Genomic DNA, 18,558 nt, shown 5'->3' with positions numbered 1-18,558 from the left:
CACAACATTTTATCTAACATTATAGCATGTAACTTTAATAAAGTAACTTAAACTTTTTCATACAAGAAAGTTATATTTTTCTAAATTTTATATCTATCTGCAAAAAAATACCCTTATAATAAATCACAGTTACCTACTCTGTGACTTATTATAAGGGCATGAAAGTTTAAAATAAATTAATTCATCAATCAACCTGATGGTTGCAATATGTGCGTACAGCAAGAAAAAGAAATAATGGTATTTCGATTAATGCCGCCGCCATTATAACATAAGGGGACCAAATGCTTATGGAACCAATATGCAGATAATTAAAGTTAGTCAGCTGATAAAGCAAGCTATTTTGCATACCGACTCCTCCTGACGGCAATATAAAACCAAGCCAACCGGATCCAGCTGAATACATAAACATCGGGAGCAGACATATTACAATTGCACTCAAAATAACGGAAATAGAATCCTTGAATCTTGCTGATAGAAATAATGTAAAACTAATGGTTGCCAACAAGGAAACAAGACCTCCAATTGCCAAAACAGCTTGAAGCTGGCCTAAATTAAGTGCAGGAAGGCTAATGACAGAAAACAACATCTGCATAGATGTTTTCATACTTTCTGGTCCGAATGCCATGTTAGAGATTAATAAGTGCAGTAAAATACATAGGATAAATGCGATTGAAAAAACTGTCACTGCAGCAAATACCTTCACCACTCCCAATCTGCTGCGCCCGTGCTTGGTACAGCGTAAAATGCTGTCGGATCCGGTTTGATATTCATTGGAGAACGTAGGTGTGACCGCTGCTGTACATAGAATAACAAGAAGGAAAATATAAAGCATAATATAATCAAAAGCATCTCTTGAATACCCAGCATAAAACTGAAATGGTTTTGTTACCTGGGCAAATTTTTTCAGGGCCTGCTCCTGTGCAATTGGATTATCCTTATGCTCCATCTTCATGATATCCTTTAAGTGCTGTTCTACTTGTTCATAATAATTGTCTGTTTTGTCCGGGTCTATGTCCATTAGACTTGCTGCCTGACCAGTCTTTGGATTTGAGAACGCTTCCGGCAGTCTTCCTAAAAGCGATTCCACGGGAAAAACCTTTTTCATATAAAGGTCCTTTGGAAACTCACCGCTGTATAGGCTGTTCTCTCCATACTGTGAAACTGTATTTTGATAGATTATTAAAGCCTCCTTAATTTTTTCCGGGGTGACTTCTCCGTTATTGGTTTGACGCAACGATTTTTTATAGGTAATTGCAGACAGACCATTTAATTCGGCTACTTTGTTGCCGCTATCGTCATATTGATTGATATCCTCAAAGATTACAGGAAGCCAGGCCATTACCATAGACATTAGTAGTGCAATGGCTAATAAAATAATTACACGGCGTGACTTAAGCACACGTTTTATTTCCAGGCAATAAATGCGCATAGATTATATCCCCCTCTCACTGATTTCCTCTTGCGGAAATAACCATAAATATAAATCTTCCAAACGCGGAGACGCCAGTACGGAGTTACTGGTCTTGCCCTCATCTGATAGATAACGGATTGACACCTGGTTGTTACCTTCACTTCGCTGGTTAATAATCCGTAGCTGCATTTCATACAAGGTTATCTTTTCGGCAGGTACAACACAAGTCCAGACCTTTCCTTTCACCTGCTTTACCAATTCATCCGTTGTACCTACATCAACAATTTTACCTGCCTTCATAATTGCATTTTTCGTAGAGATATACTCAATATCGGATACGATATGGGTTGAAATTAAAACGATTCTTCCGTGGGAAAATTCCGAAACAAGATTTCGAAAACGAACCCGCTCACCGGGATCAAGTCCTGCTGTCGGTTCATCCATAATCAGTATTTTAGGATCATTCAGCATCGCCTGTGCAATTCCCACCCGCCGTTTCATTCCACCGGATAACTTTATGATTTTCTTGTCTCTTACATCAGTCAAGGTCAGTGTATGCAGCAGATTGTCAATCTTATTTCTTGTTTCCCTTACAGGTACGCCCTTTAACGCAGCTACATACTCCAAATAATCCTTTACTGTAAAATCTTGAAAAAATCCAAAATCCTGGGGTAAAAAGCCAAATAAATTTCTGTATTCTTCTCCCATTGCATGAATATCCTTGCCATCAAAAAGAATTTTCCCGCTGGTTGGCTTCAAAATATCTGCAATCATCCGCATTAGTGTAGTCTTCCCGGCTCCGTTGGCTCCAAGCAGTCCCCAAACTCCTGGTGTAAGACTTAAGCTAACATCATCAACTGCCGTTTTATCCTTAAACTGTTTACTAAGGTTTGTAATTGTCAGTTCCATGTCTTTTCTCCTCAATTTTTATTTCGATTAAAACGCCAAACGTCCTTGTTCTGTTTTATTTTACAGAACAAGGACGTCTGATACTTTAAGATGAAGAGGATAATTTCCTAAGAAAATCCTAACAACCCATTGATTTTTCACTAAAATGAGCAGGTAATGATACGGTAAAGGTAACCATATTATCTTCACTATCCGCGGTAATTTTCCCACCATGTAAACGAACAATTTCCTCTGCAATGGATAAACCAAGTCCCGCACCGCCAGTATCTGATTTACGGGCATCATCCAAACGGTTAAATTTTTCAAAGATTGCAGACAGCTGATCATGGGGAATTGTATTCCCATGGTTAGTAAAAGTGATAATAACCTTATCCTGCTGCTGTTCTGCCGTAATGAGAATTTCTGAATCCGGGCTGCTGTATGCAGCGGCATTTTTGAGGATATTATTAAACACACGGGCCAATTTTTCAGAGTCACCGTAAACCGTCAGCGTTTCTTCTGCGTGGAGAATGGCGAAATTTCCTTTAGCCGATAAGACAGGATAAAACTCGTCAATCAATTGAACAAGCATATAATATAAATCCACATTTGCTTTCTCCAGCTTGATCTGCTGTGTATTATACCGTGCTATTTCAAAGAATTCGTTAATTAGCTTTTCAAGCCTGGTGGCTTTCTTCAATGTAATCCCAACATATTTCGCTTTTTGTTCTACCGGCATGTCAGGTGCTTCATAAAGCAAGCTCAAATAACCGATTATAGAGGTAAGCGGCGTACGAATATCATGGGCCAGGTACATCACCAATTCATTCTTTTTATTTTCTGCCTCTTTCACAGCCTGCTGGCTGAGAAGAACAGCCATTTTAATTTGATTCATCTGCTTTTCCACATCTTTAAGGGGTTCAGACAATTCAATTGTGCTGTCATCTAGTTGATAAACGGTTTTAGTGGCATTGACAACCTCCTCAAAATATAACCATGGTTTTTTCCAGTAATGATAGAATAGACAGCAAAATCCAACGATCAGATACAGAAAATAGACAACTTCAATCCTTAGCTGCAACCACTGAAAAAAAGAATTGGAAAATTTTCCGAATCCATAATCTAATAATACCGTCAGTATATAGCCAGTCAACGTATAAAGGATTAAGGTAACGAAAAGCTTGCCCCGCATTTTCTTTTCTATATTATTTTTCATTGCTATACCTCTATTTATATATTGTTAATTGGCAAGCATCAGGAAAGCCATTAAGACAAAGAAAAGAACCGTAACGATTACTGCAATCACTAAAATTATGATATCTGCTCTCTTCTTATCTTTTAACATCTTAAGCAAAAGTGAGTACAAGATAATACCGACAACTCCACCGGAAGCATTGGTTATGATATCCGTAATATCCGTCCCGCCAATTGCAAGAACATACTGCATTACTTCCAAAGCAAAGCTTGTACCCAAAAGGATAAGAATCTTACTTCGAAGCTTCATCTCAAAGGCCAGCATAGACAAGAAAATTCCGAATGGGATAAAAATCAATACATTATCCCTGACTTCTTTTATATGAAATCGTTCGCCCACAGCAGTAGAATAATAAAATGGTATCAAATTAATACTTCTTCTATGATCCATATCACTCAATGAAAATTGCAGCTTAAACAGTATGATCCAAACCAATAGTACCAAGTATAGTATAAATAATACTGAAGCAATGGTTCTTAATCCTATTCCCTTTTTCTCCATAGCAAAGTATTCCTTTCCTCATAACATGTAGAATCTAAATTTTATACCCTACTCCCCATATTGTCTTGATGTATTTGGGTTCCTCTGCAGTATCCCCTATCTTTTCCCGTAAATGCCGGATATGAACGGTAATGGTATTATTGCTTTTACTGTAATACTCATCTTGCCATATCTCATGGAACAGCTTTTCCGCGCTTACAACCGTTCCCTTGTTCTGGAGTAGGATACAGAGTATGGAGAATTCCGTTGGTGTAAGCGAAATAGGTTTTTCATTAATGAGGCATTCATGTGTTTTCGTGTTAATTTCCAGACCTGAATAACATAAAATTGGACTTGCATCCAATTCTTCTTTCCCGGGATTGTATTTTTTGTAACGGCGTAGCTGCGCTTTCACTCTGGCAATTAATTCGAGAGGGCGAAATGGTTTCGTTACATAATCATCGGCCCCTAAAGTTAGTCCTGTTATTTTATCTGTTTCCTCATCTTTCGCAGTCAGCATAATAACCGGAAAAGTATGATGTTCGCGAATTTTGCGGCAAAGCTCAAATCCGTTTATATCCGGCATCATAATATCCAAAATAGCAAGATCAAGCTCCGTACCTTCTATGCAGGCAAGTGCTTCCTTCGATGAATAATACTTAAATACGGTATAGTTTTCGTTCTGTAAATAGACTTCTATTAAATCTGCAATATCCTGTTCGTCATCTACTACAAGAATGATATCATTCATAACTGGTGTCCTCCTTTCAGGCATATTAAGGTACTTTATTATTGTATCAAAGGATGCCTTTCTATTTATAAATTCTTGCATGAGGAATTACTAAGATTTTCATAAGATTCTAACCTTAATATCTTATTTTCATTCTATCGTCCACATATTTCACGTTCCAATGCGTTGCACTTTTAATCCATTCTGGAAAGAACCTGTTAAGTGTTTACCTGAAACAAGCTTTATAGTCGTTTAAAAATCCAGGCAGCCCGGTCACAATGTCATGTGACCGGGCTGCCTTAATAAGCCGGAACTTATACTGCTCATTCCTTATGTAATTTATGGCTTACGTCCAATGAGAACCCCATTACTTGCCGGGGAAGAAAGCTCCACTCTTCTTATGTCTGCAAATCCAACTTCTGTTAACCACTCCGTATATTCGAGCCATGTATAATTTTGCCCTTCCTTTGTTTCAATCAGCATATTTAAGGACATAAGTGCAGCAAATACAGGACCTGTCTTATCATCATTAACCATTAATTCACTTATAATGACCTCTCCACCGGAAGGCAGAGCGTCATAGCATTTCTTTAGAATATCCAGGTTCTCAGCGGGTGACCAATCATGTAGAATCATAGAAAGCAAGATAACATCCGACCCTTTAGGCAACTCATCCGTGAAGAAACTTCCAGGGTAGGTCTTGATCCGCGCAGATAAGTCTGCTTCCATAATTTTCTCGGCCGTAATACTAAGGGTAGAAGGCAGATCAAACACAGCTGCATTCATCGTTGGATACCTTTTCGCCACCTCTATGCAATATGCTCCCGAACCTCCTCCCACGTCCATCAATTGCTTATATTTGGAAAAGTCAACTTTTTCGGCCAGTTCTTTCCCACTTTGAACACTCCAGCTATGCATAGCTTCCGTAAAAACTCTCTGTTCCTGAGAATACCCCTCTATATCTTCAAACAGCCCTACAGATCCTCCTTTTCCTGCTTGTCTCTCATTCTTTTTCACCGCCTCTGTCAGTCTGCTCCAGGGCATATATTCTCGTAGATCCATCATTGTAACGACCCCACCAAAATAATACGGCTTACCTTTTACTAAATACTCTTCCGATAAAGCTGAATTATAATAAAGGGAATCTTTCTTAACCAGTAATCCCAGGGAAGCGCATCCTATGAGCAGCATCTCGGCAGGACGATACGCTATTCTCAGCTTTTTTGATAGTCCATTAATATCTATTCCTTCTTCTGAAATCAGGTTGAAAATTTCCAGTTCCACAGCGGTTGCCAAGGTTTTAGATGCCCAGAAACCCGAGGCAATTTCCATTAGGTACAGTGTTGCCTTTTCTTTTTCCTCACTCACAAATTTACTCATTTTATTACCCCCATTAATATTATTACTTTATATAATTTCAAAGCCAAAATTTTATGGCTTCAGGTTCTTTTTCCTTTTCATTTGCATGGAAATGCCAGATGCGCTCATTGCTTATTTATCGTATTATAAGCCAAATATAAGCGTTAGACCTTCTGCACTTCAGCGGTATCTTAATTCCAGGTGCTGCATATAATCTTGCTAATCTTACTAAAAAAGAAGACATTTTATTCTTATATAAACCGTTTTTAATTATAGTGAGCATAGCTAAAATTTAACATTTTCAGTCTATATACTAACAGCTTAAAAATAGTTAATTGACAAAAATATAACATATTTATATTACAATATTAACACTTTATGCTATTAATGTAAATATTTTTTTTATAAACATACTATTTTCGCTTATATCAGTCATATTTCTGTTCTTAACTGCATTTAATAATTGTCATATTTCATCACTCTTCTCAATGATTAATCATGTGATTTTAATCGGCTGAAATACACAATTTAAATAATTTAGTATTCAACTTCCCGAGCTGTTCTTTATTGATAATTGTATTCTTTTTATATCTACCAAATCTTTTAAAAATGTGTTATAATATTACTAAATATTTACTAAAGGAGAAAATGCATGAAAAAGTTTTTGGTTGTATTAATGACAACTACCTTTGCTCTAAGCAGCACAATCATTTCACTCGCAGGGGAATGGAAACAAACAGGACACGGTTGGTGGTATGATAACGGTAACGGAAGTTATACTATCAATAATTGGCAAAAAGTAGATAACAAATGGTTTCATTTTAATCAAGACGGTTATATGAGTACTGGTTGGGTTTCTATAAGTGGAAAATGGTATTATTGTAATGCAAATGGGGAAATGGCTCATGACACATGGGTCGATGGAAAATACTATGTAGGTTCAGATGGAGCAATGTATGTAAATACCACAACTCCTGACGGAAAAAAGGTTGATCAAACCGGATTAATTATGAATAATAATAGCACTACATCCGAATACAGTGAATTCATTGGTACATTTAGTGATGGTTCATATGATGAAACAGGAAAATTTGAATGGTTTGAAGAACTTACAATTACAAAAATTGAAAACGGTAAGATATATGGAATCTATAATCCTCTTTCCAATTTTTATACTTTAAATGGTGACTTTAGTAATGGCGTAGCTATCACAAATAATATATTTACAATAACTGTCGATTTAATAGACCACACTAATAATGATAGTAAAAGTACCTATACTGCTACCTTTGAATTAGGGAAAAGAGATGGAAAGCCTGTTTTACTTCCTGATGACAACAACAGCGGTAGTTTGGTAATCTATAATAAGGTAAGATAATTTAATACAACAAATAACTAAGGCCAGATGAAAAGGATACTCTTTTCATCTGGCCTTTCATAAAGTAAAGTTATACATGAAGCCGATAAAGAGTCGGCTTTTTTTACGTATAGGTCATTCTAATTATTGCAGGGGGTATCACTAAACATTAGCATCTGTCGCAAAAGCTTCTGAGCCCATTGGAGAAATAGTGACATAAAGGCGCAGCACGTCGTCACCCATATTTATGACCTGCAAGCTTTCCTGCCCATCAACCTGCATTAATTCCCCCACCTGTAAAGAGGTCTCTTTGCCGTCCGTAACAACCTTGGCATTGCCCTCCATGACCTGTAGGAAAAGAGTTGATTCCATATGGGTGTGTCCTGGTAATATTTCTCCTTTTGCAATGTTTAAAACAAAAGCTATAACATCATTGCTTTTGAAAAGCATTCGTTTTGCAATTTTTCCTTCTGGCTCATGAAAATAATCTTTAAAAATATACTTATTCATAAATAAGTCCTCCTTTGCCTTCCATTAAAAACATTATTAGACTGACTTTTGTCATTGATATTGATACAAATCCTAGTGTTATCACTTTTCACTTTAATAATGCCTGTGTATTATAAAATAATGAAAATAAATGTTTTACGTTTGCATTTTGTATGTTCATTATATCATAATTCCTTATACAATCAAATTATTTCATTTCTAAATTACCAGTTTTAGATTTTCTTATAGACTTGTATCAGTAATAAATCCATTTAAGTTTCTTGTTTAGCCATTCTCTAAAAGAATTTATATCATCTATTTTGACAAAGGGAGTGAATTTTCAAAGCTTTAAGGAAATATGATATTATAGTACGAAGATGGTAGAATTTCTACAGCTACCTTATTCTCCTGCCACTATAATATTTAAATTTTTAATTTTGTCCTCATTTAGAGTGAAATGGAAATCCAATGGAACAGGACTGCCATCAAAATCACCAGAAATAATGGCAGTCACAACTGTTTCACCATTTTTCTCTATAGAATTAGTGATTTCAGTCATAACCTTTGCAGACCTGTTTGCTTCAAGAATATGTCCACTGACCGATTTGGGTCCATGGTATGCTTTCCCCTCATCGATCATCATGACCTCCTCCTCAAAACAGCCTGAAAGAAGACTCTCATCAAGAATATCTGAAGCATAATAAAAGGCTGCTACCGGCTGCGGCAATGGAATTGCTCTGCTGTTAGAGGAGATAACATTGCAAAGCCGTGTAATTTTATCCCCGTCCATGGAAAAATGAAAATCAAGAAACAATGGATCTGGCAGACCAGCCTTATTATAATCACCATCACATTTTGCAGTTACAACAATTTCTCCAGTAACGGAAACTGCATTGATAACCTCAAGCCTTAGATGTACACCAAAATATTCCCGTTCACACCACTCTTTAATGGCTGGCTTCCCATGATATACCTTTCCCGCATCCATTACGACAGCATGCTCCGCAAATATGGAAAGAAAGGCCTCAGGGTCGTCCGAGTTAGTTGCCTGAAAATGCATTTCAACAGCTTTAGGTAATTGATTTTTATAGTTTGTCATATTTATTCTTCTCCTTTATATGGTACGGACAATTCCGCCATCAATAGTATGCTCCGCGCCCACTATGTAGGAAGCGCGGTCTGAAACAAGAAATGCAACCAGTTCTGCTATTTCCTCCGGACGTGCGGTGCGCCCGATTGGGATACCTCCCAATGAATCCATTAGAATCTTCCTCGCATCCTTATAATCGCATCCACGTTCCTGTGCCATTCGTTCTATGAGTCGTTCAGCTGCCTTCGTTTCCGTGAATCCGGGGGCAACGCTGTTAACTCGAATTCCTTTTGGCGCAAGTTCTGTCGCAAGCGCCTTGCTGTAATTTCCAAGAGCCGCCTTAGCCGCTGAGTACGCCATAGTATTTTCACCTGGAAACCGACGCTGTATGGACGTGATATGCAGAATGACGCCATTGCCTTGTTTTAACATCGGCGGAAGTAATCCACGATCCAAGCGAACCGCAGCAAATAAATTGGTATCAAAGGTACGCTGCCAATCCTCATCTGATTGCAGCAAAACACCGCCGGTGGGTGTTGAAGAACCACCTACATTATTTACCAGAATATCCACACCGCCAAATTGTTCCAGTACATATTCCACTATTTTCGCAGTGCCCTCAGGTGTGCTGATATCGGCTTGTATAAATAATTTTGACTCTTTTAATTCATCCGGAGTGGTTCGCGCTGTCGTTATCACTGTAGCCCCAGCTTTTGCAAGGCGCTTTACAATTGCCTCTCCCATTCCCCCCTTCGTACCGCCTGTTACAAGAACACGCTTTCCCTTAAGCTCCTTGGAATCCATCGTTGTATGGTCTGACTGTTCCATCAATAGACCTCCTTATTCTGATTGAAAGATTGCTTACACTTTTCCATTATATAAAATATAACCTGACAACATCGTGTCAGGTTATATTTTATATTTTAAAGTTATTTTATTTCGTTCATTCAGATGCGTATCACGTATATGATGTGATCTTACCACTTCTGCATCGGCGCCAAAGGAAAGGATATAGCGAATCAACATTTGTTCCATCGTATAACATCTTTTTCCATAGATCTGGAACAGGATTTTTCTTTCCGACGATTACTTCTTTCCCTATAAATCTAACTGCATTATATTTTACTGCTTTTATTCCATTCACTTTTTTCAAATGTTGTAAAAATGTAAATATTTCAATTGTTTCTGCAACCGCCTGTTAATACGCCGAAAAGCACTGATGATCCGCTATTACAGAACAAATACACATTTGATAAACTATGGATATTAGAAGGAGGTAATTGAGATGAAGAGAGTATTCATAAAAGTGATTTGTTTTGCAGTGACTTTATTTATGGTAATAGGAGCTCTTGTATGTGGGCCAATCAGAACCGTTAGCGCAATGGAAACATCTCCAAAGAAGAAAGTTCTTATGGTGATTGCACCTAAGGATTTTGAAGATTGTGAAGTGGTTGAACCTACGGCTATTTTAAAGGCTAACGGAGCAGAGGTAACAGTAGCAAGTACAACAATGGATCCAGCGATTGGTATTAATGGATTTAGGATAACACCAGACATCAAAATTAGTGATGCTAACGCTGATGACTACGATGCCATCGTTTTACCAGGAGGAACAGGCGCTATCAGTCATATATGGGATAACGAAGAATTGAGAACACTGCTTCAGCAATTTAATTCTCAAAACAAAATAGTAGCAGCTATGTGTGCAGCTCCCCCTGCTCTCGCTAAGGCAGGAATTTTAAAGGATAAAACAGTTACCATGTTCCCTTGGGACGATGGAATAAAGGAGCTTACCACAAGAGGTGCCATATATGTGAATGAAGAGACTGTTACTGACGGAAATATCGTAACAGGCAAGAATCCAGCTGCATCGAAAAGTTTTGGTCTTGCTATCTGTAATGCTTTGAACATTAGAAAGTTTTCTAAAAACATACTTATCGTTGTAGCTCCAAAAGATTTTGAGGATGTAGAGTTCTACACTCCTAAAACGCTGCTTGAGATAAATGGAGCTAATGTGACGGTAGCAAGCACTACCTCAACAGCGTTTGGGTTAAATGGATCTGCTTGTACCACTGATATTTTAATCTCCGATGCAAAATCAAAGGATTATGATGGAATCGTTATCGTTGGCGGTACAGGAGTAATTAATAGTCTGTGGAATGATACAGATCTCAGAAGCCTATTAAAGGATGCAGATAAAGAAAACAAAATGATAGCAGCAATATGTGCGGCACCACCAATTCTGGCAAGAGCCGGTCTTCTTAAAAACAAAAAAGCAACCATGTTCCCCTGGAGCGATGGCATTAAGGAATTAACCAACCATGATGCTAAATACGTTGATCAAGAGGTTGTTGTATCCGGTAATATTGTAACAGGAAGAAATCCAGATGCTTCTGTGGCTTTCGGATTAAAGCTGTGTGAAGAGTTAAAAATACTTGGTCATTGAGATAGAATTCTATATTTTTTTCCTGAGCAGTGATATAATTAAAAATATCATTGCTCAGGAGGTGCCGTATGAGTACGTATTTTACATTAGGAAGGGACTTTTATCCAGGCTTTCAGTTTCCAATCTGTCATACAAGTGAAAATTGCTTCTCAGATGGCGCAATTAAGCGAGATTATTATAAAATGATTTTTGTTATCTCAGGTACTGGATTACTTACTCTTAATAATCATACGCAAATCCTTGTAGCTCCATCGGCCCTCTGTCTGAATGAAACAGATACATTTTCTTTGGAATCAGAAGTATCACTTCAGTGTAACGTTATCATCTTTCATCCACAAATCATCAATCAACATTTCGATTTTCCTGTACTTAAAGCAACTAATAATCAGCTATCTGTTAATGAAATACAAGACCTATACTGGTTAAATCCGTTTTTAAGAAAAACAAATGAATTTACAGGTCTGTTGCATCTTGGTCCCAGCAATACGCAAAGGATCCGTAACATTATAGAGAATATTAAAAATGCCTTAGACATTCAAATGGATAAAGATTGGCCCTGTCGAAGCAGAACCTATTTAATTGAAATGCTTTTTTTATTGTCAAGACTGCTAATTATTGATGAGACCATTGAAAGCGTGGAACTTGATAAAGACCCTGGTGAAATCAAAGAGATCATTCTGTATTTGTACACAAATTATATGAATAAAATAACCATACAGGAGCTTACGGATAAATTCCATATCAATAGAACTTCCTTAACAGAACGTTTTCGTGAAATCACAGGTTATCCAGTAATGGATTATCTTATTAGACTAAGACTGTATTTAGCGTCGAAAATGCTCAAAGAAACTCTATTACCTATTTCTGAGATTATTGAGAGAGTGGGCTTTTCTGATATAACACATTTTGGACGGATGTTCAAAAAAAACTTCGGCTACTCTCCTTCTGAATTCAGAGCTATCTATTGCACCATGCTGTAACATATAAATTACAATATTTTACGCCCCGCTTTTATTATTTAAGCAGACTCCCATAACCATGTGTTTATAATAATCGTATTTTTAATAAATGTATTTGCCATATTCTTATGGTATCGAGCACGCTGTTTACTATGCATAAATTTGTTGATTAGTAAGCAGAGACTAACCACAGTTCACAAAAAATCACGTTTTTGCTTTTTTAAGAACATCTCCTATCTATATCCCTAAATATAACCTGACAACATCGCGTCAGGTTATATTTTATATTTTATATTTCAAGATAATTTTATTTAACTCATTTTCAATCGTATCACGTATGTGTTGTGGACTTACCACTTCGGCGTCGGCACCAAAAGATAGGATATAGCGTATCAGCCATTCATTTTCAGGCAGATGGGTAATGATTGTGAAGGAGCCATCCTTATTTTTAGTTATATCTTTCTCTTCAAATTCATCATATACCCGGTAGGCACCATCAGCAGATATTTTTAAGCATATTTCAATCCATTTTGAGTCTTCCTGTGTTTGACTGCCACTTGGTAATGATTCCGGCATTTTTTCGATGAAAACTTCCTGTGTCATTTGGACGTCTGACATTCTTACAATTTTAAACATTCTTATTGCATTTCGAGTCAGGCAGAAGGCTTGCAAATACCAGGCATTTATTTTAAAAATCAGTTTCATTGGTTCAACTCTGCGTACCGTTTTTTCACCCGAAGAGCCAAAATAATTGAATTCAATCATTCTATGGCTTAAAATTGCATCCTTTATAAGCTTAAATTGACTTATCCCTTTATCATCACTGCCCCAGGGGCTTAAATCCACCTCGATCCAACTGGTTCTATTCTTATTAAAAAGATTGCTTAATTTAGCAAGAACTTTATCCGCCTCCGGGGCTTGTGTTATTGACAGGCTTTGTAGCGCATATAATATCTCATTTTGCTCTTGTTCCGATAGAACTGATTTATCCAGAACGTAATTATCCAGCAGGGAAATTCCGCCACCCTTTCCTTGAAGGGCATAAATCGGGATTCCTGCCGAAGACAGCGTATCGATATCCCGGTAAATGGTTCTGACTGATACCTCAAAATATTCTGCCAGTTCACTGGCAGTCGTAAACTTTTTGTTCAGCAAAAGATATATAATTTCAAAAAGTCTGTTTATCTGCATGATTTATTCTCCAATCTTATTCTATTATAGAATAAGAACATGACAACAGTGTGTCAAGTGGTTGAATGCAGTTTTAGTATTATATTTTAATCTTCTACTACCCCAAAATCATCCACATAGACATATGCTGAACCAGGCTTCTTGCACGCATACACCGTTGCACTGGTGGCACCTGCTACGGTTTTAAAAGGAATGCTTACCATTGTCCAGGTCGTACTGGCAGATGAAGCAGATACATCTGTTCCACCAAAACCATTAACACCAATCTGAATCTGCTCCCCTGGGTCTGCCTTAACCCAGGCAGTACATATATAGCTGGTATCAGGATTTAGCCCGGTAAGTACCTGCTTGATACCATCTTCTCCGGTACCCAGTCTAACACTCTTAGAGCAGCTCCTTGATGAAGATACACTTGCAGCAGTACGTGAATACGTTGTTATCCAGGGTGAGACTACCCCTTTCTCAAAATCAGATTGCCTCACGTTATTATTATAAAGTATGCTGACATTCTCAAAAATCGGGTTTGGTGGTGAAGCAAAATTATGCCCGGCAGTCCAATCCGTTCCGCCATACTCATATGCTCCAATATCCGGTGCCGTGCCAACATAACCATCCGTGATTCCAGGTATTACAGCTCCTGCATTTATAGCCGGAGAAGCAGCCTGCAGCCTGAAATTATGTGCTGTGGGATTCACAAACAAAGGATTGGTTCCTGAGGTAATATTATTTTTCTCTATATGAGTACCAGGCAATGTAAAGGCCGTTGTAAATATATTATTAAAAATTCTGTCACCATACATATCTGTTTGAAAATCACTTCCCCAGTATCCTATATTTCCGTTACCGTAAGCGGTGTTATTATAGATCAGGTTAAAATTACTGGGTGTATTCAGCCTTATCCCAGAGTAGTTTCCCCATACAACATTGTGGTGTACGATATACCCCTTGCTGCCGTTATCCAGATAGATGCCAGTGCCGGAATAATTCTTTGCCAGATTATCATGTATGAAATTATGATCAATCACTGTCCCATTCCCATCCCAGCCAAACTCATAGACGATTCCGCAGTCGTTTGTCAGCTTTCCTGCATTGTATAGATCATTATACTGTATACGACTATTTTGGGTAGGCATAAATATAAGATGGCGCCCAGCGTTATATACCGTATTATGACTGATTAGGTGGTTTGCCCCCAGCAGATAGATCGCCGGCATATCTGCTGCAGAATAATCTGCTTCGTGCATAAGATTATTAATTACCTTATTTCCGGTTCCCTGTATACTGATCAAATTACCGGAACTGTAGGTCAAAGTACTATTTCTAAGCTCATTATTGGTGCCAGACATAAATATCCCTGTACGGTATTGGTTTGTAACATCGGAATCATGACTGATGTATTCCGCAGTCATATCAGAGACTTTACAGTAATTAGAAGCAGACATATTAATACTGGAAGCAAAGATATTAATTCCGGTAATATTTATGTAAGAACAGGAACTTAAATCAAACGCATAAGTCCGCTTTTTTGCTTCCACAGTCAGAGAGTTCGGATTAACTCCACCAGGTGCCCATAAATAAAGCCTGCTGGTACCACTGTCATAATACCATTCTCCTGAGCTGTCAAGATCTTTAAGATCTCCGATCATGTAATAGCTGTTACCAGCTTTAGCTCCAATATCCATTTTATCAAAGGTAATAGAGCCGGAGCTTGAGCTTGTGATAGTACTTTTAAAGGATTTGTAGCCTGTTCCCGGAACACACCAAACCGTTTTACCGACCCAGTATCCTGCTGCCTGAATTAAATCTCCATCCTTGATGGTCGTGGCGGAACCAGAATCAACTGCTGCAAGTGTTGAATTTAAGGGATCGAGCGTTGCAGAATTTGGCCATCTGGCTTCAAATTGCATTTGCTTATTAACAAATATCTGATTTTGGGTACCAAGAGAATCAGCCATGGTCGCATAATAGATGGATCCGGAGTGCTTTACCCAGCCAGTGACTGGATCGGCACCGGATACTGTTACTGGCTCTCCTGTATAAGCCTTAAAGGCTATGGGATTTGCAGAAGTTCCGGAAGTAGAAAGTGTTACCGTTTCCCGGTATGTACCACCTCGTATGATACAGGTATCTCCGGCTTTCATGACATCTGCTGCCTTTTGTATGGTTTTCCATGGATTTGATAATGTACCGGTTCCCGTTTTGTCATTTCCCGTCGTAGAAACATAATATACGGAAGCCGCCTTTGCAGTTACCCCATACCAATTAAAAACAAATAGATGAATCAACAGAATTACAACTAAATACATGCCACCTTTTTTCTTATTCACAATTTTTCCTCCGTAATGAACTCTATTTTCAAATACGGCTTCTGCGCATGGATTTAAGTTCACTGCCAGATAGGTTCTGATTTTAAAATCAATACGTAGATATAAGCCTCAATCATTTAATCGGCTTACATCAGTTTACAAATTAATGGGAATAAGAATCATTACAAATTGGAATAATTATATTTAAATATTAAGTTTTTTGTAACTAATAGCAAATCTGTAATTCTTCAAAGAGCATCTCCTTGCTCTAACCCTATATATTTCTTTATAGCAAAAATGGCATCATTGCTGATAATATGTTCCATTTTGCAGGCGTCTGCGCTTGCTATCAATTCATCCATATGACAGCAGGTAATTAAAAATTGTCTTATAATCTGATACTTAGTTGTAATAATCTCTCCTCGTTTACGGCCTTCCTCCGTGAGCTCTATTTCACCACCCAAAGGCTTGATAACCAGTCCTTCTTTTTGCAATTCATTCACAGCACTATGAACGCTAGGCTTCGTGACTCCTAAATATACCGCAATGTCAATGGAGCGTACTAATTTATTTTTTTTAGAAAGCTTATATATAGCCTTTAAATATTCCTCCCTTGAAGGACTAAGTTTTTTCTCCAAATGATGACTCTTATTTTGTTTCACATCTACCCCTCCATTTTGAATTTCAACACAATGAGTATAGTTGCTATACTCTTTGGCAAAATTAAAGTTTTTGACTATTAATACTTTTTATTCTCATTATCCTCTGTTTGATCGATGAACGGATCGATTTCTGGAAATTTAGTAAAATCATATGGATAAAATGGAACACGGAAGCATTGGAAAAAAGAACTAAAAAATGATTGGAATATTCTTTGGTCAGCTTTTAATTTTTGTTGATACTCCCGTTCCCTGGCCTCACTACTATCAAAGACTTGATGTTTTATTATTTTCTTTTTAATGTTAGTTCCTCCTAACTGCTATGCGCAAAATGTGTATAGTTGCCATACACTTATGCAAAATTTTTATTTAATCATATTTTCATCAAAGTTTTCAATCCTGTTTATTAAGGCTGACAAAAAATTTGACAAAAATTGTATTTCTGACTCAGTCGCATTTTCCAGCTCATCTTCCACCATGCTGTCTATAATATCATGGTAATGCATGTGAATTTTATGGGCTTTTTCTCCTTTTTCCGTTAGACTCAGTAGATACCTGGATAAATTCAGTTCATCAACTTCCTTTTTTACCAGAGCCTTTCTCTCCAGCTTTTTGAGAATTTCGGAAACAGCTCCCTTTGTTACACCCAGGATATCCGCCAGCCCTCCTACATGAATGCAGGAATGTTCGGCTATTGCCTTTATTACATGAATTTCAGAGTGAAAAATCGGAACATCCGTTCCGTAATATCGCGTCTTTTTATCTAGTTCCATTAAGGCAAACGCCAAGTCTAATGATTCATTTGCAATTTTATGATTGTTATTTTTACTTTTTTCCATACCAACAGTATATGGTTGCTATACACTTTTGTCAAGTCACTATTTTACTATATTTTGCAAATGAAAATAAATTATTATTAACGGAAAAAGCGATTAGTTGATTTCATCGTAATGGTAATTACTCCCACCAATGCTTTATTTCTGCGATACCAACGTCCCATACTTTAGCGTTTCCGTTAACAATAATTTTAAAATCTTCTATATCTGTATCAATAAACGTCTTCACTCTCCACACATTTTTATCTTCGTCTTTATCACTAAATTGAATCAGTTCTTCTCCATTAACCATAATCATAACCGACCCTTTATATTCTTCTCCGTCGGGAATACCACAATTGGCATAGAACCACAAACTTTTCTTATTCAGATTAAATTGATACTCCTTGCTAATCCCATCCTTACTGCTAAACAAATTTAGTGCAGGCTCTATTTTTTCACCTTGCACCGTGAAAGTTGAAATACTTTCAGATTCCGGTGCGGTTGAGCTTATTTCGTTTATTGCTTCAACAGGTCCTATTCTTTCATTCACATGCACAACATAATCAACTGCTTCAGAAACAGTCATAATCCCAATAAATAGTATAAAAATAGAGATGGTCGAAGCAATTAGCTTTTTAAAGGTGATCTCTGAGGAAAACCCTGCTTTATAAGCAACAAATCCTATGATCGCCCCCAATGTATTGGATATAATATCCATAACATCAAACGTCCCCAGGAAAGTCAAAGACTGCAGCACCTCCAAGAAGGCGATCACTAATATAAATAATGGGATGAACTTTCTAAAGCGGATTCGATACAGCAACGGAAATATAATTCCAAAAGGGATAAAAGCAGCAATGTTTCCAAAATCGTATAACCATGACATCGTTAGTTTCGGAAACCTTAGGGGAATCCCTTCTGGGACAAATATAAAAGTATATTGATTATAACTGCTTTTCGGATCCAATCTATTAAACCCAAAGAACATGAAGTACAAAATTAAAACTGCATATACTATGGTTCCTGCAAGAATAAATCTGCGTAATCTGGTATTAATAACCTCAGAATTATTCGATAACAACTTATTGCCATTCGGTAGTTCTTTTTGTTTGCGTTCCAT

Annotated in this window: 17 protein-coding genes; 3 read left to right on the top strand and 14 right to left on the bottom strand. The window is 37.4% G+C overall.

The annotated features are described in order from the left end of the window. Window positions 1–184: 184 nt before the first annotated feature. From T546_RS0110100 to T546_RS0110075, 6 genes are all read right to left on the bottom strand, one after another. A complete protein-coding gene (locus T546_RS0110100) occupies window positions 185–1,429 on the bottom strand; it encodes an ABC transporter permease subunit (RefSeq protein WP_026891505.1) in 1,245 nt (414 codons plus the stop codon). A gap of 3 nt (window positions 1,430–1,432) precedes the next feature. Continuing rightward, window positions 1,433–2,320, bottom strand: a complete 888-nt coding sequence (locus T546_RS0110095; protein ID WP_026891504.1) for an ABC transporter ATP-binding protein — start codon at window positions 2,318–2,320, stop codon at window positions 1,433–1,435. A gap of 118 nt (window positions 2,321–2,438) precedes the next feature. Further along, on the bottom strand, window positions 2,439–3,515 hold the full coding sequence (locus tag T546_RS0110090) for a sensor histidine kinase (protein ID WP_026891503.1): 1,077 nt from the start codon (window positions 3,513–3,515) through the stop codon (window positions 2,439–2,441). A 24-nt stretch (window positions 3,516–3,539) separates the two neighbouring features. Continuing rightward, a complete protein-coding gene (locus T546_RS0110085) occupies window positions 3,540–4,055 on the bottom strand; it encodes a VanZ family protein (RefSeq protein WP_026891502.1) in 516 nt (171 codons plus the stop codon). A gap of 34 nt (window positions 4,056–4,089) precedes the next feature. Beyond that, window positions 4,090–4,785 (bottom strand): VanR-ABDEGLN family response regulator transcription factor, encoded by a 696-nt coding sequence (gene vanR, locus T546_RS0110080; RefSeq protein WP_026891501.1) that lies wholly within the window; start codon window positions 4,783–4,785, stop codon window positions 4,090–4,092. A gap of 318 nt (window positions 4,786–5,103) precedes the next feature. Beyond that, complete coding sequence (locus tag T546_RS0110075; RefSeq protein ID WP_034598859.1) at window positions 5,104–6,144, bottom strand: methyltransferase; 1,041 nt, start codon at window positions 6,142–6,144, stop codon at window positions 5,104–5,106. Window positions 6,145–6,775: 631 nt separating this feature from the next. On the opposite strand from T546_RS0110075, the gene T546_RS24595 reads away from it, so the two are divergent. Beyond that, window positions 6,776–7,501 carry a hypothetical protein gene (locus tag T546_RS24595; protein ID WP_051629725.1) on the top strand — a complete coding sequence of 242 codons (726 nt, stop codon included), beginning with the start codon at window positions 6,776–6,778 and terminating at the stop codon, window positions 7,499–7,501. A 141-nt stretch (window positions 7,502–7,642) separates the two neighbouring features. On the opposite strand, the gene T546_RS0110065 is transcribed toward T546_RS24595, so the two are convergent. The 3 genes from T546_RS0110065 to T546_RS0110050 form a co-directional block, all read right to left on the bottom strand. Further along, window positions 7,643–7,990: a cupin domain-containing protein gene (locus T546_RS0110065; protein ID WP_026891499.1), complete on the bottom strand. Its 348-nt coding sequence runs from the start codon at window positions 7,988–7,990 to the stop codon at window positions 7,643–7,645. 379 nt (window positions 7,991–8,369) lie between these two features. Then, on the bottom strand, window positions 8,370–9,068 hold the full coding sequence (locus tag T546_RS25700; RefSeq protein WP_207641313.1) for a nuclear transport factor 2 family protein: 699 nt from the start codon (window positions 9,066–9,068) through the stop codon (window positions 8,370–8,372). Between the two features lie 15 nt (window positions 9,069–9,083). Further along, window positions 9,084–9,887 carry an SDR family oxidoreductase gene (locus T546_RS0110050; RefSeq protein WP_026891498.1) on the bottom strand — a complete coding sequence of 268 codons (804 nt, stop codon included), beginning with the start codon at window positions 9,885–9,887 and terminating at the stop codon, window positions 9,084–9,086. 457 nt (window positions 9,888–10,344) lie between these two features. Here T546_RS0110050 and T546_RS24590 point away from each other — a divergent pair, with 457 nt between their 5' ends. Together T546_RS24590 and T546_RS0110040 are read left to right on the top strand one after the other, a co-directional pair. Further along, window positions 10,345–11,505 (top strand): DJ-1/PfpI family protein, encoded by a 1,161-nt coding sequence (locus T546_RS24590; RefSeq protein WP_051629723.1) that lies wholly within the window; start codon window positions 10,345–10,347, stop codon window positions 11,503–11,505. Window positions 11,506–11,573: 68 nt separating this feature from the next. Further along, entirely contained in the window at window positions 11,574–12,485 is a 912-nt protein-coding gene (locus T546_RS0110040; protein ID WP_026891497.1) for an AraC family transcriptional regulator, read from the top strand. Window positions 12,486–12,746: 261 nt separating this feature from the next. Here T546_RS0110040 and T546_RS0110035 read toward each other — a convergent pair whose 3' ends face one another. From T546_RS0110035 to T546_RS0110015, 5 genes are all read right to left on the bottom strand, one after another. Beyond that, entirely contained in the window at window positions 12,747–13,655 is a 909-nt protein-coding gene (locus T546_RS0110035; RefSeq protein ID WP_026891496.1) for a helix-turn-helix transcriptional regulator, read from the bottom strand. An 86-nt stretch (window positions 13,656–13,741) separates the two neighbouring features. Further along, window positions 13,742–15,982: a right-handed parallel beta-helix repeat-containing protein gene (locus tag T546_RS0110030; RefSeq protein ID WP_026891495.1), complete on the bottom strand. Its 2,241-nt coding sequence runs from the start codon at window positions 15,980–15,982 to the stop codon at window positions 13,742–13,744. A gap of 227 nt (window positions 15,983–16,209) precedes the next feature. Continuing rightward, window positions 16,210–16,623 (bottom strand): metal-dependent transcriptional regulator, encoded by a 414-nt coding sequence (locus T546_RS0110025; RefSeq protein WP_026891494.1) that lies wholly within the window; start codon window positions 16,621–16,623, stop codon window positions 16,210–16,212. A gap of 362 nt (window positions 16,624–16,985) precedes the next feature. Then, complete coding sequence (locus T546_RS0110020; protein ID WP_026891493.1) at window positions 16,986–17,459, bottom strand: MarR family winged helix-turn-helix transcriptional regulator; 474 nt, start codon at window positions 17,457–17,459, stop codon at window positions 16,986–16,988. 118 nt (window positions 17,460–17,577) lie between these two features. Then, entirely contained in the window at window positions 17,578–18,558 is a 981-nt protein-coding gene (locus T546_RS0110015; RefSeq protein WP_034598858.1) for a VanZ family protein, read from the bottom strand.

The sequence above is a fragment of the [Clostridium] aerotolerans DSM 5434 genome (assembly GCF_000687555.1).
GTDB classification, from domain to species: domain Bacteria; phylum Bacillota; class Clostridia; order Lachnospirales; family Lachnospiraceae; genus Lacrimispora; species Lacrimispora aerotolerans.
The sequence above is the reverse complement of the archived record's forward strand: the minus strand, read 5'-3'. Positions and strand labels throughout refer to the sequence as shown.

What these genes read in the sequence shown, in the direction of transcription:
- T546_RS0110100 (WP_026891505.1), bottom strand. Translation starts at nt 1,429, where the DNA reads ATGCGCATTTATTGCCTGGAAATAAAACGTGTGCTTAAGTCACGCCGT.
- T546_RS0110095 (WP_026891504.1), bottom strand. Translation starts at nt 2,320, where the DNA reads ATGGAACTGACAATTACAAACCTTAGTAAACAGTTTAAGGATAAAACG.
- T546_RS0110090 (WP_026891503.1), bottom strand. Translation starts at nt 3,515, where the DNA reads ATGAAAAATAATATAGAAAAGAAAATGCGGGGCAAGCTTTTCGTTACC.
- T546_RS0110085 (WP_026891502.1), bottom strand. Translation starts at nt 4,055, where the DNA reads ATGGAGAAAAAGGGAATAGGATTAAGAACCATTGCTTCAGTATTATTT.
- vanR (WP_026891501.1), bottom strand. Translation starts at nt 4,785, where the DNA reads ATGAATGATATCATTCTTGTAGTAGATGACGAACAGGATATTGCAGAT.
- T546_RS0110075 (WP_034598859.1), bottom strand. Translation starts at nt 6,144, where the DNA reads ATGAGTAAATTTGTGAGTGAGGAAAAAGAAAAGGCAACACTGTACCTA.
- T546_RS24595 (WP_051629725.1), top strand. Translation starts at nt 6,776, where the DNA reads ATGAAAAAGTTTTTGGTTGTATTAATGACAACTACCTTTGCTCTAAGC.
- T546_RS0110065 (WP_026891499.1), bottom strand. Translation starts at nt 7,990, where the DNA reads ATGAATAAGTATATTTTTAAAGATTATTTTCATGAGCCAGAAGGAAAA.
- T546_RS25700 (WP_207641313.1), bottom strand. Translation starts at nt 9,068, where the DNA reads ATGACAAACTATAAAAATCAATTACCTAAAGCTGTTGAAATGCATTTT.
- T546_RS0110050 (WP_026891498.1), bottom strand. Translation starts at nt 9,887, where the DNA reads ATGGAACAGTCAGACCATACAACGATGGATTCCAAGGAGCTTAAGGGA.
- T546_RS24590 (WP_051629723.1), top strand. Translation starts at nt 10,345, where the DNA reads ATGAAGAGAGTATTCATAAAAGTGATTTGTTTTGCAGTGACTTTATTT.
- T546_RS0110040 (WP_026891497.1), top strand. Translation starts at nt 11,574, where the DNA reads ATGAGTACGTATTTTACATTAGGAAGGGACTTTTATCCAGGCTTTCAG.
- T546_RS0110035 (WP_026891496.1), bottom strand. Translation starts at nt 13,655, where the DNA reads ATGCAGATAAACAGACTTTTTGAAATTATATATCTTTTGCTGAACAAA.
- T546_RS0110020 (WP_026891493.1), bottom strand. Translation starts at nt 17,459, where the DNA reads ATGGAAAAAAGTAAAAATAACAATCATAAAATTGCAAATGAATCATTA.
- T546_RS0110015 (WP_034598858.1), bottom strand. Translation starts at nt 18,558, where the DNA reads ATGGAACGCAAACAAAAAGAACTACCGAATGGCAATAAGTTGTTATCG.